The sequence below is a fragment of the Bradyrhizobium sp. Bra78 genome (assembly GCF_024519855.1).
In the GTDB taxonomy this organism is placed as follows: domain Bacteria; phylum Pseudomonadota; class Alphaproteobacteria; order Rhizobiales; family Xanthobacteraceae; genus Bradyrhizobium; species Bradyrhizobium japonicum_G.
Map to the genome: position 1 here is coordinate 63,613 of NZ_JALJRE010000016.1, position 16,260 is coordinate 79,872.

A 16,260-nucleotide genomic window follows, 5' to 3' on the forward strand; every position below is an offset into this window, starting at 1 on the left:
CGCCAGAAGCGCGAGGCGCAAGAGAGGAACCCGCTATGATTGCATCCGCATTAGCGGCGCTGGTCTCGACACCCACGCAAGAGTTACGCGGTGCGGCCGCCCATGGTTCAACCCGCGCCGCTCGAGCGCCCGGTAGGATCGCGCAGTTCATCCCGAGGCTTGGGCAACGGTTGCTCGTCGATACGGGGTATTACGCCGACCCTATTCCGCGCTAGTTTCGCGATCTCCGGTCGAAGAGATCTGGACATGGAAACCTTTTGCCTCGATGGCGCGGATCAGTTTTTCGAGGCTCATCTGATCGATCCGCATCAAGGGACTGTCGGACGGGCCCTGATCCTGCTCACTCACGAGGTGGACACCGTTTTCAAGAAACTCAGAGCTGACGTTGAGCACCTTTGCCACAGCCTTTATCGTAGCGGGCTTCGGAACCCTGCCCCGCTTCTCCCAGTGCCAGATGGCGGGTGGCGTCACGTCGATCCGTCTGGCCAGCTCTGTGATGGTCATCGACCGATCTTCTCGCAGCTGTTTCAAGCGCGAACCAAAGCTGGCAACCAATTTGTTCTTGATTTTAGGCACGGGTAAATTCCATTTTTATGTGTAGGGGTCAGCGTTGGCGACCAGAAGTAGGCAAGATTAGGATTTTTATTCGATTCCCGTCAATAATCGACCCGGAAACCGGCGCAGCCCAGTGCAGCCCCTCACAGATTAGCCAACCAGCCGGACGAGCATGCAAGGCTCAAGCCAGCGACGTACACAACCAATATCGCTCAACGAAACGCGTTCCTAATTCCAGGGATCAACGTCGGTTCGACAGGGTAGTTAGCGATTAACGGGCCCCGCCGGATCTAACGGCAGCAGCCGGGCCGGTGCGGACCGCCGTAATGCATTGCCCGGACCAAGTAAACAGGCGAGGCAGCCTCGCCCGGCTCTATTGCGATTGATCGATGATCGCGAGAATGGCACCATGCGGGTGGGACAAGCAGGGTAAGAGCATGACCGGACGGGACTTTTCTCCCCTGCCGCTCTCGCCCCGGCAGCGGGGTTTGGGTTGAACAGTTTTTCGCGCTTTCTGCTCCGGTCGGGCGCCCGGCTGTTGCTGACCGGGGTATCGTCAGTGTTACTGACAGCTCCATGCCTCGCTCAGACTCCGGGGGACCGGCCAGCCGCCGAGCAGCGTTCTGACGCCCCCACCACCAGGCGCGTCGAGCGTCATCAGCCTATGATCGACATCCTTGCCCTCATGTCCGGCAAGTGCACCACCCTCAAGATCGCGGGTCGTGACTACGGCTGCAAGGCTGTTGCCTACGCACACAGTGAAGCCGGACGCGTCAGTTTCGCGGTAGCTCTCGAGGATTCAACGGACGACGCCCACGTCGTGTCCTTCTCCGGCGAGAACGGAAAGCGCTTCGACGACAACTCCTACGAGCTTCCGATCGACCGGATGCTTCTGAATTCCAAGGACCGGCCGAAAATCCATGGCCTCCCTGTGCCTTCGGAAGAGGTATCGACCGGTGTTTGCCGCCAGTTCGGCAACTTCGCCGCGCGGCGGGTCTCCAGCGTCAACTGCACCGCAACAGACTCTCGAGGACGGAATTATGAGCTGCAGTTCGTCTCGGACGGCTCGCCCGTCGGCGTCCGGCGCGTGAGGCAATCAAGCAAATCGATTGATGACCCTTTCAAATGAACCTTGCGGCGATGCGGAAAAGCATGATTTCGCGATCACGCCTTGCGCCGGGATCGTGGCAACGCCACACAACCTCCAGGCGACCTCAATAGCAATTCGGAGAATTACCCCCGAGCCCGGCGCACGCGTTCGAATTGGATCCCCGCCATTGCACGACGGCTATCGGGCTTTTCCCCTGCCCGTCCGACGGCGCTGCTTTCAGCCTCTCCGCTTCCTCCGAGACGATGGCCATGTGGGCCTTTGCAATCTGGTCATTTCGTTCAAGCAGCGAGACCTTGCCAGCCTGGACTTGAACGGCCAGCGCCTTGCGCAAGGCGTTTTCACGGTCGAGCAGTTCCGGAAACCGCAAGCCCGGCCGGACCGAAAGCTCCGTTGCTTTCACGATGCATTCGGCGCGCGGCACGGCCTGCGCAATCTGATCGGGAAAAGCGTTGCGGCAATCTGCAAGCGCCTCCGTCAGGTTGATTGACGCGTCTTCGCTTTCAGTTTCGAGCGCCTGTCGGGTTCCCCCGCAGCCTGCAAGCACATTCAAAAGAAGAGTAACGACCACATACTGCATCAGCAGAGCAATGCTGCCGGAGCCATTACCGCTCGGTGCATTGTTCATTGCCTCACAGCTGTCGGAGCACATGCGTTGAACAAGGCCGACGGCCTCTACTTCTGACGGAACGAGTGATTAAACGACATAATTAGCGGCCCGACCAGATATTCAAATGCGGTGCGCTGCACAGTCGGGATCATAACGGTCGCAGGCATGCCCGGATAAAGTCTTATGTTCGGCATGCTCGCAAGCTCATCCTGATCGATACGTACGAAGGCCGTATAATACGGGTTGTTGGTCTTGGGATCGGTCAGACGATCTGCCGAGATCTGAACGACGTCGCCGTGAATGATCGGCACGATGCGTTGCTTGTAGGCCGTAAGATGAACCTCGGCGCGCGCGTTTGGATGCACGTCGCTGATGTCCTCGACCGCCACCTGCGCCTCGATCGTCAACCCATCCAGTTCCGGGACGATGTCCAGGATCTTGTCGCCACGTTGAATGACGCCGCCGACGGAAAAGACGTTAAGTCCGACCACCTGCCCACTATAGGGAGCGCGGATCTCCATGCGGCCAAGAACCGCCTTTGCGTTCACGGCCTTTGGTATGACCTCCAAAATCTTTGCCTGTGTGTCGCGCAGGTCCTTTGTCACGTCGGTCATACGATCGTTGTCGAGCTGCGCCGTTTGCTGTTCTTGCTCGGCGATCGCCTGACGCGCCTTGGCCATGTTGGCGTTTGCATCTGCGATCTGACCTTCCAGGCCATAGGCGGAGCGCTCCAGTTGCATAATACGCGGGCGTGCAATCAGTCCACGTTCAACCAGAGGCGCGATATCTTTCGCCTCGCTGTGGACGGAGTTTATCTGATCCGTAAATGCCTTGACTTGCGCCCCGGCGCCGACGATCTGCGATCCGAGCTGATTGATTTTCTCCCGGATGACGCTGCGCTGCCCATCCAGGGCCGCCCGGCGGCTTTCGAACTGGCTGACCTGTCCGCTCCATACACTCTTGAGATAGGGGTCATCGGAGTGCGCCTTCAGATCTGACGGCATCTTGAGCTCGGAGCCATGGTCGAGTTCCGTCAGTAGACGAACCTCCGTCGCGCGGAGCACAACCCATTGCTGGGTCAGAACCTCGTATTCCGCGCGCGCCTGGGTCTCGTCCAGCACGATCAGGACATCGCCAGCGCGGACCTTGTCGCCCTCCCTGACACGCAATTCCTTGACTATACCGCCGTCGAGGTGCTGTACGCTCTTGCGATTGCCATCCACCTTGACAACTGCGTTCGCCACCACCGCACCGTTGAGCGGAGCCGTGACAGCCCATGCGCCGATTCCGCCAAAGAAGATTGCGATGATAACCCAGCCTGCGAGCGCGATGTTTTTGATGGAGTCGCTTGGCGGTCCGCCGGCGCGACCCGTCCGGCCGCGGACAGCTGCAAGACTCCTGGGCGTCTGTTCTAGAATGGCCATGCCTCGTGCCTAACCGCTGGAGCTTTGCACCGCGTGCACAGGCACGGGGCGAGTCAGGCGTGACATGATCTCTGCACGTGGCCCGAACATTTCGGCGACGCCCTCTCTGAGGACGAGGATCTTGTCCACGACGCCGATCGTCGCCGGACGATGCGAGACGATGACGACGGTCGTTCCGCGCTTTTTCAATTGCACAACGCAATCTGCAAGCGCGACGTCCCCTTCGGCGTCGAGGTTCGAACTGGGCTCATCGAGCACGACAAGGCTGGGACTGCCATAGACAGCGCGGGCCAGACCAATTCGCTGGCGGAAGCCGCCGGACAGAATGGCGCCGCCTTCTCCCACCTGGGTGTCATAACCGTTCGGAAGCCTCAGGATCATTTCATGTACGCCCGCGAGTTGCGCGGCGAGGATGACCTCCCTGTCGCTGCCTTCCTCGAAGCGTCCGATGTTCGCGGCGATCGTATCGGAAAACAGCTCGATATCCTGTGGCAGGTAGCCGACATGGTCTCCGATCGCCCGCTTGACCCAGGTGGAGACATCGGCGCCGTCCAGTCGCACGGCGCCGGCCGAAGGCATGGCGACGCCGACAAGGTGACGTGACAAGGTCGATTTTCCCGCTCCGGACGGCCCGATGACCCCGAGGACCTCTCCCGCTTCGATCGCAAAGGTGACGCCGCGCAAGATCGGCTTAGAGCCGCCGGGAGGGACAAAGGTGAGCGCCTCGACCGAAAGGCGTCCCTTCGGCTTCGGCAGTGTCAGACCGGTATCTGGAATGGGATGAGCCGCAAGCAGTTCGCGAATGCGCAAATACGCACCGCGCGCTGATACGAGGCCACGCCAGGAGCCGACGATCTGCTCGACCGGCTGTAGTGCACGACCGAGCAGAATACTGGCGGCAAACATCGAACCAACCGTCGCCATCCGCTCGATGACGAGATAGGCTCCCAGGCCGAGGATCAGCGATTGCATGGCGAGCCGTAGAAAACGGATCAGGCTCTGGATCACGGCGGCACGGTCGCTTGCTGCGACTTGACGCTCGAGCATCCGGTCGCGATCGCGGCTCCAGCGGCGTAACAGGCCTCCGGTCATGCCCATGGCGCGCACCACTTCCGTGTTGCGCAGGCTCATTTCGGTGAAGCCGTAGCTGCGTGCGGCCGCTTCGTTCGATTCCGTGAGCGGCAACTTCACCAGCCACTCACTGAGCAGCGCCATCAGCACCAGGATGACCGAACATGCCAGGGAAAACGCCCCCAGAAAAGGATGCAGCGCGAAGATCACCGCGATGTAGATGGGAGCCCACGGCAGATCGAAGACGGCGTGGATGCCCGTCCCGGTCACGAATTGACGGAATGTATCGAAATCGCGGAGCGCCTGGCTGCGGGCGCCGTTCGCGCCGGCCGACCGATCGATGATTGCCGTCATCACCCGCGAGGCGATCTTCTGGTCAAGGCGTATGCTGGCGCGGGTCAGGACCCGTGCACGAACCGCGTCCAGCCCGGCAAGCGCAAGGAACGCAAGGAGCAACGCTATCGTCAGCATCAACAACGTGATCTCGCTCGCACTCGAGATCACACGGTCATAAACCTGCAGCATGTAGAGCGGGCCGGCGAGATACAGCAGGTTAATCGCAAGGCTGAAGATGCCCGCCGTAAGGAAGTAACCCTGGCATGTCTGCAGCAAGCGCCGGAGTTCGTCCGGCCTTTTGAAAGGCGCACTCACACGATCCGGCGGATTTCCGCCCCTCTAATCAAAACTTATGCCGGCGCGACAACGCCCGGCCGAATTAACGACTTCTGGCAACAGCTACAATTCTTGCCTAATGCAAGACAATGTTTAGCACAGCTGTCACGCCCCGCGAAATCAATCCTCGCTGAAAGTTAAAGTCGCCCGTAGAGTTACGGCCTGCCGCTCATTTACGGTATTTAGCTCGACTGAGGCGCACTTAAATTCGCTCCCGGTCACATTAAAGCGGCAAGCGCTCGCGCAAGCCAAGCGGGCGCCCAAACGGCGGACATGGAGCAAACGGCGGACATGGGTTGGCATTCTCGCGGCGCACCATGCCCGAGATTGCCCCTAAACCCCGTCTCGGAAGAAAGGGTGCAGGGAAGGCCGGGTGCCGGCCGGCACCCGCGACCGCGCGTGCGCAGAAAGGAGGCCGGGGCGGGTTACAGGTGAAGCCGACGTCTCGGGCTCCGTCAGACGATTTTAGCGGCTTCCTTCGCGCGCTCCCCCGGGGAGACTGCGGCATGCCCGGGCGGCACCTCGGACCTCGCAGCCCACGCGCTCGATTGCCGGGATCATCGGATCGGTGCCCGCTCCACTTATCATCGGGTGTGGGGAAACGACGCTCCGTCAGAAGCGAAATCAAGTCAAATCCAGCACAGTTTTACCGCACAAAGGCGACGATCGTAACGGGCATAAATTCGATTTATGCGCCCTTAAAGAAATTGCGAAACTTGGACGACGGCGGTCAGCGCTCCGGAACCGATGATCCCAGTTTAACAGCTGAATTTACCCACCTTTAATTTGCTCCGTCGTCCGCTCTCCGCACCAACGCGCGACATGACGCGCGTTTTCTTCCGTCGCACATGCAAGGAGACTCAATGGCGAAGCGGGGCGTGAATGATCAGTACGGGAATTTCTCTGAAGCGAATGCAAATGCTCTGGAATGGGAATTCGTCGGACTGAACATCGCCTCGGCAAACGTCGGATCGATGGACACACCGGCGGCCCACGCAGGGGACCGCGGCGTCGAAATAGAGATTTCGACTTCAGACGCAGGCGCACCGGAGAGCTTCGCCGGGAAAAAGGGTGGCGGCACCACCGGCGGCGGAACGACGAATGGTGGCACCGCCGGCACCGGAACGACGGGCGGAAGCGGCACAACAGGCACCGGCACGACCGCCGGCCAGGGCACCACGACGACCAGCTTTGCGGCGGTAACGATGATGTCGCCGACCCTGAACCCACCCACCGGCAACAGCGCGCTGCCAAGCGACACATATTTCTACAAGGAATGGAATCTGACCAGCAGCACCGGCGGCATCAATGTCGCCAAGGCCTGGCAGAACTATACGGGTCTGGGCGTCAAGGTCGGCGTCATCGACGACGGCATCGACTACAACAACACCGATCTTAATCCGCACTATCTCTTCGCTCTGGACTACGACGCGACCAATGGCGGGAGCGATGCCTACGGCACGTCTACCGACAATCATGGAACGACAGTTGCCGGCGTGATCGGAGCCGCGCGCGACGGCAGCGGCACTGTCGGCGTGGCTTACAATGCCGGGATCGCCGGCTTCCGTATCAGCTACGGCACCGGCGGCGGCCCGGGCCAGATTACCGATGCCCTCAATCACACGCTCTCGAGCGGTATGGATGTCGTCAACGCGAGTTGGGGTTATTCGACCGCCTACTCGGACAATTTCTTCTCCTCTGCGTTCGCCTCGTCCAAGACGGCCATCCTCAACGTGGTCATGTACGGTCGCGGGGGTCTCGGCACCAGCGTCGTCTTCGCAGCCGGCAACGGCCGGGGATCGGGCGACAACGTCAACTATCACAACTACCAGAATGACCCCTATGTCATCGTGGTTGCCGGCGTCGATCCCACCGGACACGTCGCGACCTTCAGCACGCCGGGCGCGGCGCTTCTTGTTTCCGCCCCGGGCGGCGCGTACACCGATGACCGGGTCGGCAGCGCCGGCTACAACACCACTGGCGACTACATCTCGATCTCCGGCACGTCCTATTCGGCGCCGGCCGTCTCCGGCGTCATCGCCCTGATGCTGCAAGCCAATCCCAACCTGGGATTTCGCGACATTCAGGACATCCTGGCCTATTCCTCCAAAGAGACCGACCCGACCAACGCCAGCTGGCACGTCAACGGTGCCCACGACTGGAACGGCGGCGGCCTGCACTACAGCGAGGACTACGGTTTCGGGCTGGTCGACGCGACGGCGGCAGTTCGGCTCGCGGAAAGCTGGCGCTATCAGAAGACCTACGCCGACATGTCGACGGAATCGGCAACTCACGGCGACAACGCCGCGATTCCGGATGGCACCGGAAGCGTGAGCAGCCAGATCACCTTTGCCTCGTCGCTCGAGGTCGAGAAGATGGTGATCGATCTCAACATCACGCATGCGAGCCCCAGCGACCTCACGGTCACCCTGACCGGGCCCGACGGCATGAGCGCTAAACTCGTCTCGCATCCCACGGGCGGCACCGGCGGCGGGATCGTGTTCGAGACCACCGCGAACAGCTTCTGGGGCGACGATGCCAAGGGCACCTGGACCCTGACGGTCACCGACAGCGTATCCGGCAACAGCGGCACGCTGAACAGCTGGACGCTGACGGCACTGGGCGATGCACCGACCACCCCGACCACCTATGTCTACACCGACGAATTCGCGACCATGGCCGGAAGCAACCGTGTCGTGCTCACGGACTCCAGCGGCACCGCACAGATCAACACCGCGGCCGTGACCACCGGCTCCTATCTGGATCTCAATCCGGGAGCGACCGATACGATCGCAGGCAAGACGCTTCAGATCGCCTCCACCTCCATCATCAAGAACGTGTGGGCCGGCGTCGGCAACGACACGATCATCGCCAACGATTTCGGCGACACGATTCAGGCCGGCCTCGGCAACAACACGATCGTCACCGGCAAGGGGGCCGACATCCTCTACGCCGCGCAAGCCACCGGCAGCAGCGACAATTTCATATTCAATGCCCTCTCGAGCACGACCGACACCATCCTGAACTGGGTGTCGGGAAACAACAGCATCAACGTGGGGCAGCTGCTCAGCTCGATCGGTTATGCCGGCAGCAATCCCTTGAGCGACGGATGGTTGAGCTTCATCTCGGATGCAAAGGGCGGCACCAACGTCGTGCTCGACGCACACAACGGCGCGGCGCCGCAGGCGATCGTGGATGTCGTCGGCATCGCGCCGAGCCTGCTTCACGAGAGCACGATATCGTGGAGCTTGATCGTGTAACGAAGATAAAGGCCCGCGACGAACTCGCCGCGGGGCCTCCGTTGGACTCCGGCAACCCGTCACGCCTAGGCGTGATTGGCAATTCCCGCAATCGGGTGCAGGCCGATCAGGTTCTGGTCTTCCAGAATGCCCCAGAACGCGTCCGTCGTGTTCGCGTGAACGTCGTAGACGGTGCCGCCCAGGCTGTCCTGCCAGCCAATCAGGCTGCCATCGGTCGAGATCACGAAGCCTCCAGTCGACCCGTCCAGTCCGTGGTTGTAGGCGGCGAGAGCGTTCTTCAGCCCCTCGCCGTCCGCATACACGGTGGTGATCACATCGTTCAAGGAATTGCTGTCCGTGTTGGCGGCGATGTAATCTGATTTGTAGGAGAAGCCGGTCGAAGCAAGCTTCGACCACGAAGCGTCGCTTGAGGACATGGCCGTGCTCTTGAACGTGATCGCATTGCCGCTCAAGGTATAATCCACTCCGGCCGCATCGTTGATGATGGCCTGAACTGCGGGCGAACCCAGATCATTTCCGGCCGAGAAATTGATCTTGCTGTCGCCGTTGCTAAAGGGCCCCAACCCCTTCATCCACGCCACGGCCTCTTCGATCAGGCCGGTGGGCGATGCATCAAAGCCTGATGCAAGGCCGCCGTGCGCCTGATCGTAGATGTAGTCATTGTACTCGTTGAGCTGCGCCGCGACCGCCTGACTTGCCAGTATGATGCGGGCATCGCCAGAGACGGAGCTGTTGGCAAGTATCTGTGCGGAGGCGAGATCGAAGAACAGGTGATCTGACGATCCGTCACCGCCGACACAACCGTCATGGTTCAGGTCGCCCATCAGAAGCCCGGAGTCGCCACCTCCGTTATTTGCACCCTTAACGAGGCCAAGACTGCTCGCGGGGCCGCTCGTCGTAAGCGTGCTGAGATCGTTCAAGCCGATCTTTGTATCGTGGTCCCAATCGTACTTCGGAGTGACGTTGATCTCCGCGCCGGAGCCTTTTTCGTTGCCGGACGACGCATCCCACAACGTAAGATGTGTCGACCAATAGCCTTTGGTCAAGCCGGCCAAGGTCACACCGATCGGCGTATAGCTGCTGGTATCGGTTGCGGTGGGCGTCGTCGAATCCCCGCAATCGTCTGAGACCGCATCGGTCGTGGCGGTGCCGATGTTGGTGTAGGCAGTCGACCCCGCGATTCCGGTAGCCGTGAATTGCCAGGTCTCGCCGACATCGAGCACGTTGTCATTGTCGAGGTCGCCGATGTTGTGAGTGGTATCCGACCCAAGAAGATCCGAGCTGGATCCGAACAACGTGGCCGCTGCAAAATCGTCGGCTGTCGTGCCGGTCGTGCCGTTGTTGTCGGAAACTCCGACACCGGTCAGCCCAACGTTGCCGTCGTTTGTGACCGCGTAGGTCCAGGTGATCGCCTGCCCGACCAGGACGGTAGCGGAATCGGCACCGTTCGTCTTCTTGTCCAACGTGATGTGTGGATCGAGCCCGAAGTAGATGGCGGAATCGCTTTCATCCAGATTTGCGGTATTGCCGGCGCTGTCCGTGAAACTATCGGTGGCGTTAGCCGTGTTCGTGTTGGGTCCGCCAGCAAGCCATGCGGCTGTCACCGTGTAGGTCCAGGTCTCGCCCACCTCCAGTATCCCGTCGGCGGAGATCGACTCCGTCGGGCTACCCAACGTCAGCTTGGTGTCAGTCACTGTCGGCCCTGCCAGATCGACGTTACCGTTGTTGGTAACGACAATCTGGTACTCAACCATACCATCGCCGTCCTTGAGCAGGTTAACGACGCTGTCGGCCGACAGCACGCTATTGTCGTCCGCGCATATGATGTTCTTGTCGATCGTGATCGACGGCGCCGCGCCGAAGTAGTTGGCGTCGTCGGAGCCGGAAGCGGTTGCCTGATTTTCGCACGCGTCAGTGTAGGTTGCCGATACTGTCGCCGTGTTGGTCTGCTGCCCCTCGGCCCAGGCAGCCGTAATGGCATTGCCCCCGATAGTGTCCACGAGTTCGGAGCCACCGCCGCCCGCAACCGTGACAGTCAGATCAATCTGCAGCTCGGCGTCTGTCAGGTGGACGTCCAGCGCAACGTCGCTGCTGTTGGTGATCGTGAATCGATACTGCGGATCATCATGACCCGCGATCAGCGTCGGACCGGTCGGATCGTTCGCGTCGTACCAGGTCGCGCCGCCGTCGACCGACACTTCCTTCTTAACCGTGACCGAATCTTCCGCCACGGTTACGCCAGTATAACCGCTGACATCGAATGCGGTTGGATTCAGATCGGCGGGCGGATTGGCCGGGTCGTAACCCGTCGCGCTCGTTGTGACAGTCGCTATGTTCGAGTAGGTGCCGTGAACCGTCGTCCCTGTCGCAAAGTACTGCCAGGTCTCGGCTTCGTTGACATCCGTGGTGATGAGATTGTCGGCATCCAAGATGCCGTTATGATTCAGGTCACCAACGTTGTACTGCTGGCTGTTGAAAGTCACGCTGACACCGGTCGCCGCAAAATCATCGAGCGCGTTGCCGGGCGTCCCGCTGTCATCCGTGACAACGACGTTGTTCAGGCCCACCGTTCCGGTATTCGTGATTGCATAAGTCCACTTAACGTCTTCACCGGTGAGCAAGGTCTTGCCCGCGACGCTCTGCCCTTCCTCTGGACAGACAGTGTCCTTGGTGATGGAAACGGTCGCATGCGGGGTGGGCGGAGGCTCGACGTTGCCCGACGCCCGGTACGACCACTCCTCGAAAGTGCCGTCGACCCGCTCGCCGCTCACGCCACCGAAGACCGAATACAGGTAGATATAGGAGCTGTTGCTGAGGCCGACGAAGAAGGAGTTCGGGATGAGAAAGCTGTAGTCCGGATGACCATTGCCCGACGAGAGGTCGTTCAGCTTGAGCGAGACATCCCCTCCTGCACCTGCATCCATGTTCCAGATCAGCGTCGCCGCCGCACCAAAGCCGGTATCGGTGCCACCAAGAGCGCCTATCGGGTCATAGCTGGTGAGTGCCGGATTGTTTGAATCATAGAGCTTCAGAACATCCAGCGAGATCAGATTGTTGACGTTCTCGCCCAGATCCAGCCGGAACTCCCTGTAGTCCGTCCCGTCGACGGTGACGATCGCCATCGAGCCCAATTGGACCGAGTGCGTAAAATTGCCGGCAACCTGATCGAACTGAAAATTCTGCGCGCCAGTGCTCGGATTCGTGTCGCCGTCGGTGTTGTAGCCCTGTTCAGTGTGATCGTTGCCGGGATTGTGTATCCGCAAGAACGCCGGGAACTGGCCGGTGCCGGAAGAACCGGTTGAGCCGACCGGAATTTGTTCAATGGTTGCCTGATTGACCAGGGCAGTCGAGCCTACGGTCGAGAGGTCGACCTGGACCTGGTAGGAAATATTTGTCGTCGCGGTGCCGCTGGAATCGGTAAACGCGGTTGTGGCCATCAGACCCGCGGTCTGGTCGATCGCGCTGAGCACGAAGGACTCCCCGGCCGCGTCCAAGCCGACATTCCAGGCCGTCTGAACGACGCCGTTTGCAACGTTGTCAAGATCGCCGGCGCCGCCGTCTGTAATCGTCCACGGCATATTCGTGCCGGACACGGCGTTGCCACCCACGTCGGTAACTTCAAAGGTGACAGCGTCGCCGACGCCAACATTTGCGGTGAAATAAGCGGTCGAGCCCGGTGCGTAGTCGGCCTGGTCGGTGCTGATGGAAATGGCCGCAAGCGTCGGGTCGAAGATCAACTGAGAGTCATCGACAAGAATGTACGTCCCCGTCGCCGGATCGTATTTGAATGTTGCCATGACTTAAACTCTCCAAAAAAACTCGCAAAAAAATTCCAGGGCTTCGCAGGAAGAGGCCAAAATGCCACCTTTGGTTGCACAACAAAAAGGCCGGCTCACGCGCCACGCGTGCCGGCCTACGCAAACCTCCGGGTACAAGAATTAATCAAAACGGCCCCTGCCCTAAACGAGCCAAACAGGGAACTTTAAGCAATTATTTACAATTAATGCAATGTTTATAGAGAGCTTGCCTTCCGACCAAGAAGTCACGCGATCGGGAAAATCTGGCAAAAAGTCGCTTTCCGCAGGTGGATCAATGGCTTCGACCGTACGATGAGGATGTGAACGGTCCCGCTCTCAACTGCCGGCCGGGGACCGCGCAGGCTGTGGTGTCGCGGCCCGCAGTTGCGCCGCCCGGCCAAGCTCCCATGCTCTTTGCAACCGCTCCGGTTGCGTTTCCTGCAGCAGCCGTCCCCAAGCCGCGCTGAAGGCCCTGATCGCCGCATCCCTGTCGCGGGCAGCCCCGCTTGCCCATGCCGGCATGCCCATCGGGATCAGAATGAACCACTCCCACGCGTGATCAGGCCCGCCGGCATCGAGCGCGTGGCGGATCTTGCCGATCTCGCGGCCTTGCGACCAGACCGCATAGTGATCGGCGATCTCGGGCCATTTCGGGCGGACGCTGAGCGTGATGGCGTTATTTATCATCGTAAATTCTTGCAGTAATGGAGTTGGAGATGAGCGAAGCCAACGCTCCGCTGCTTGACGTTCAGTTTTTGGGTCTCGCCTGCTGCGCCAACAACGCCTCGGCGCTCTTGGTGAGCCCTCCGGCCAATTGCTTCGCCGCGTCCGGAGAGAACGCGTATCCGGCCTGCCGGTCCAGCCGGTGATTGAGGATGAACAGCACAAGGCCGCGACCGCCGGAGTCCGCGGAAATCGTGCAGTTCTGGGGGATTTCGAATCTCACCTCGTTTGGCTTGTTCTTGTCAGCTGCGCCAGGTTCGATCCGCGCCGCCGCGTCCGCACCGGGCGCGACTGCTTCGGCAGCGAAGGCCGACCCACCGCCATTCGGCATCGCGGGCTGTACGCCGCCCCGCGCGCGCGTCAGTGCTGCGATCAGATCATCGACACAGTCACTGGCGAATCTCAGCTCCAGCGCACCGGTGTATTTGCCCGTGGTCTGAACCACGAATTCCTTGCTGTCATCTGTCATGGTGGCGGAGCTCACCGCCGCAATCCTGATCGCCATTAGCCCAATGTCCCGAATTATGCGGTCGGGGTTCGTTCGCCCGGACCTTCGCCCAGCAATTCAGTGAGTATACCGCAGATGGCGGCTTGCGATAGCGTGCCCCCGCGACGCCGAAGATCAGGCGCCACCTTGATCTTGAGCGCTCCCGGTTTGCAGCGATGGCAGGAGCGACCTAGGATAAAGCTACGGCACGGTCAATTTGCATTGCACCACGATAAATAGCAGGCCCCGTTTCCCGGATCGTTACTGAGTTACAACCGAGCAAAAGATCAAGATCGACTTCGACGAGCGAGACTTCCTGCTTCCGGCCGCAAAGCCGGTCAGCCAGTTCCCGTTGCTGTCGGATTGCCACGCCATCCTCGTTGACGCCGTGCATCCGTTGATGCGGCGATCTATCCCTGAGCTGATGATTAAGAGCTGGACGCAATCAAGCGCTCGCATTGGTGCTTGATGCTCAGTCGCGACTGTGCGGACGGGCTGAACTACAACTGACTGAAACATTGGAGCGGGTGAAGGGAATCGAACCCTCGTATTCAGCTTGGAAGTCTCGAAAAGCTGTAATGTTTTCAGCGGCCGTTCTGACATTTTCGGCAGTTTTGGCCCATTGAGATCGTTACAGAATTTCTTGCTGTCAGAATGGCGGCAATGCCCCTGTGGCGTATCGACATGCGGTAGGTTTTGGAGGCCTTGTCTGCAATCCACAGACGCACGGCGGGTGTTGGTCGATGCCAAGCGTGCCTCGATCAGGACGGACTTGATCCCCCAATCAATTCATCAATGCAGCCCGGCTAAGGAGGCGGGTCAGCCGCGGGACCGTCCGGACCGGGAGCGTGCCGTGCCTCGGTAGAGCGTGGCTAGACAATCGTCGATCAGCACGTCGACGTCCACTGCCAGGATCTTCAGACGACCGGTCCTGTACATGAGCAGCAGGCCGAACATCCAGGACGCCCCGGCGACTGCCACCTCATTTTTTTTGGATGCGTCGACCAGACCGTCGGCCTCGAGCGCGTCCGCGACCGCAGCATAGACCCGCTTCAGACGGACGTTGAGTTCGCGGTTCAGGTCCTTGCCGACACCTGCGGGCTTGGCACCGCCGTACAGGTAGAACCCGAGATCGTACTCCGCGGGCCTCTCGCGGAAATACTCGAACCAAGCGCGCAAGGCGGCGTCACATTTCCGACCCACCCGGGCTGCTGCGGCCGCCTGCTCGACGGCTTCGGCCATGCTCGTCAGGGATTCACGCAGGATGTCGGCGTAGACCTCCTCCTTGCTTGCGTATTGGGCGTAGATCGCACCGGTCGTGTAGCCCGCCGCTTTGGCGATCTCCCGCACCGATGTTTTGTGCAGGCCGACTTCGACGAAAACGCGTTTGGCGGCCTCGCGGATCAGTTCGCGCTTGAAAGCGCTCACGGCGGCTTTGCGCTGTTCGATTTTCGGATCGGAAGCTTCCGCCATCGATAGTTTTCCGTTTCGCGAGGCCTTGGCGGGCGGCACTCATGCCCGACCTCAGCGCCATTGTCGCCGCTCAAGTGCCGGACCGGGCGGTGCGCAGAGACCTTTGCTATTGAAATATAACAGTGTTACTTAAATGACGTCAAGGAAGCCGCCCCGGCATCACTGGAGCTCGACTTTGTCAGCGAAAGACCCACATCCGCGAGCGAGGACGGCCTGGAGCGCCGAAGATAACGAGCAGGTTTTCGCCCTCCCCTCGTTCTACGCCGAGTTCGCGCCGCGCGACGATCAAGCCGGCTGCGTCGACTCGATCTACATCCTGAAGGACCGGGGACGGCTGACCGAAAGCCGCATGTCGTTCGCTTCCCCGCTCAAGGAGCTCACCTTCGTATTTCGGGAGGACGGTCCAGGCGGCAGAGTAGTTTTCAGCGAGCCCAGCCTCGATCACCGAAGAAAAGGCAGAGCGTTCGTAGGCTGGATCGTGGGCGTCAAGTTCAAGCCGAATTGGTCCGGTTCACCGAGCGTCGACGATCCGGCGATCGTCGCCTGTCGCGATGCGCTCGCGCGCCTCGTCCGGGAGGGTCCATCGTGCTTCGACATCCTCGACACCATGGATCGGACCCTGCTCGCACTTTCGCGGCAACCAAGGCACGGATCGATTGCGGGCGGCGCCCCCCTGGATACGCCGCACGGCCGCGTCAGGGACCTGGCGCACCGCGTAGGCAGATCGGTCCGGACGCTGCAGAGGCGAGTGAGAACATCGACGGGCTGCCCGCCGAAGCGTTTTCTCGCCATGCAGCGGTTCCGCCGATCGGTCTACGAAATCGCGGCGGGAGGCGACGGTCTGTCGGCGATCGCCTCCGATCTCGGATTCTCCGACCAGGCTCATCTGACCAGAGAGTTTCGGCGACACGCCGGCGTCACTCCCGGCGCGTTCCGGCAGGCCTGGTGCAGGCCCCGCGCGCAGGCTGTCCGATTTCTTCAAGACGCCGGCCGATCCACGCGCCTAATGATGGCGGTGTGGCCACTTGAGACCACGACCGAAGCCGGTTGAGCAGGTCCGCCTTTCGCGCTGACCGGTCG

At 60.6% G+C, this 16,260-nt stretch carries 11 protein-coding genes; 3 read left to right on the plus strand and 8 right to left on the minus strand.

Annotation, left to right across the window (positions count from 1 at the left end; genetic code table 11):
* Positions 1-201: 201 nt before the first annotated feature.
* Positions 202-576: a helix-turn-helix domain-containing protein gene (locus OC450_RS29015; protein ID WP_256808806.1), complete on the minus strand. Its 375-nt coding sequence runs from the start codon at positions 574-576 to the stop codon at positions 202-204.
* Between the two features lie 514 nt (positions 577-1,090).
* On the opposite strand from OC450_RS29015, the gene OC450_RS29020 reads away from it, so the two are divergent.
* A complete protein-coding gene (locus OC450_RS29020) occupies positions 1,091-1,684 on the plus strand; it encodes a hypothetical protein (RefSeq protein WP_372703283.1) in 594 nt (197 codons plus the stop codon).
* Between the two features lie 85 nt (positions 1,685-1,769).
* On the opposite strand, the gene OC450_RS29025 is transcribed toward OC450_RS29020, so the two are convergent.
* Genes OC450_RS29025 through OC450_RS29035 form a run of 3 tightly spaced genes read right to left on the minus strand, consistent with a single transcriptional unit; the run spans position 1,770 to position 5,380 of the window.
* Positions 1,770-2,291: a hypothetical protein gene (locus tag OC450_RS29025; RefSeq protein WP_256808805.1), complete on the minus strand. Its 522-nt coding sequence runs from the start codon at positions 2,289-2,291 to the stop codon at positions 1,770-1,772.
* Positions 2,292-2,338: 47 nt separating this feature from the next.
* Positions 2,339-3,697 carry an HlyD family type I secretion periplasmic adaptor subunit gene (locus OC450_RS29030; RefSeq protein WP_256808804.1) on the minus strand — a complete coding sequence of 453 codons (1,359 nt, stop codon included), beginning with the start codon at positions 3,695-3,697 and terminating at the stop codon, positions 2,339-2,341.
* Positions 3,698-3,706: 9 nt separating this feature from the next.
* Complete coding sequence (locus OC450_RS29035; protein WP_249129609.1) at positions 3,707-5,380, minus strand: type I secretion system permease/ATPase; 1,674 nt, start codon at positions 5,378-5,380, stop codon at positions 3,707-3,709.
* A 923-nt stretch (positions 5,381-6,303) separates the two neighbouring features.
* Here OC450_RS29035 and OC450_RS29040 point away from each other — a divergent pair.
* Complete coding sequence (locus OC450_RS29040) at positions 6,304-8,700, plus strand: S8 family serine peptidase (RefSeq protein WP_262049139.1); 2,397 nt, start codon at positions 6,304-6,306, stop codon at positions 8,698-8,700.
* Between the two features lie 65 nt (positions 8,701-8,765).
* Here the strand turns inward: OC450_RS29040 and OC450_RS29045 are convergent, their stop codons facing one another.
* From OC450_RS29045 to OC450_RS29060, 4 genes are all read right to left on the minus strand, one after another.
* Positions 8,766-12,497 carry a beta strand repeat-containing protein gene (locus OC450_RS29045; RefSeq protein WP_262049140.1) on the minus strand — a complete coding sequence of 1,244 codons (3,732 nt, stop codon included), beginning with the start codon at positions 12,495-12,497 and terminating at the stop codon, positions 8,766-8,768.
* A 336-nt stretch (positions 12,498-12,833) separates the two neighbouring features.
* Complete coding sequence (locus OC450_RS29050) at positions 12,834-13,184, minus strand: hypothetical protein (protein ID WP_256808799.1); 351 nt, start codon at positions 13,182-13,184, stop codon at positions 12,834-12,836.
* A gap of 61 nt (positions 13,185-13,245) precedes the next feature.
* Positions 13,246-13,725, minus strand: coding sequence for a hypothetical protein (locus OC450_RS29055; protein WP_256808798.1), 480 nt, complete (start codon positions 13,723-13,725; stop codon positions 13,246-13,248).
* Positions 13,726-14,526: 801 nt separating this feature from the next.
* Positions 14,527-15,180 carry a TetR/AcrR family transcriptional regulator gene (locus OC450_RS29060; RefSeq protein ID WP_162307596.1) on the minus strand — a complete coding sequence of 218 codons (654 nt, stop codon included), beginning with the start codon at positions 15,178-15,180 and terminating at the stop codon, positions 14,527-14,529.
* 175 nt (positions 15,181-15,355) lie between these two features.
* Between OC450_RS29060 and OC450_RS29065 the strand changes: the two genes are divergently transcribed.
* Positions 15,356-16,231 carry a helix-turn-helix domain-containing protein gene (locus tag OC450_RS29065; protein WP_166468952.1) on the plus strand — a complete coding sequence of 292 codons (876 nt, stop codon included), beginning with the start codon at positions 15,356-15,358 and terminating at the stop codon, positions 16,229-16,231.
* Positions 16,232-16,260: the final 29 nt, after the last annotated feature.

What these genes read in the sequence shown, in the direction of transcription:
- OC450_RS29025 (WP_256808805.1), bottom strand. Translation starts at nt 2,291, where the DNA reads ATGAACAATGCACCGAGCGGTAATGGCTCCGGCAGCATTGCTCTGCTG.
- OC450_RS29030 (WP_256808804.1), bottom strand. Translation starts at nt 3,697, where the DNA reads ATGGCCATTCTAGAACAGACGCCCAGGAGTCTTGCAGCTGTCCGCGGC.
- OC450_RS29040 (WP_262049139.1), top strand. Translation starts at nt 6,304, where the DNA reads ATGGCGAAGCGGGGCGTGAATGATCAGTACGGGAATTTCTCTGAAGCG.
- OC450_RS29045 (WP_262049140.1), bottom strand. Translation starts at nt 12,497, where the DNA reads ATGGCAACATTCAAATACGATCCGGCGACGGGGACGTACATTCTTGTC.
- OC450_RS29050 (WP_256808799.1), bottom strand. Translation starts at nt 13,184, where the DNA reads ATGATAAATAACGCCATCACGCTCAGCGTCCGCCCGAAATGGCCCGAG.
- OC450_RS29055 (WP_256808798.1), bottom strand. Translation starts at nt 13,725, where the DNA reads ATGGCGATCAGGATTGCGGCGGTGAGCTCCGCCACCATGACAGATGAC.
- OC450_RS29060 (WP_162307596.1), bottom strand. Translation starts at nt 15,180, where the DNA reads ATGGCGGAAGCTTCCGATCCGAAAATCGAACAGCGCAAAGCCGCCGTG.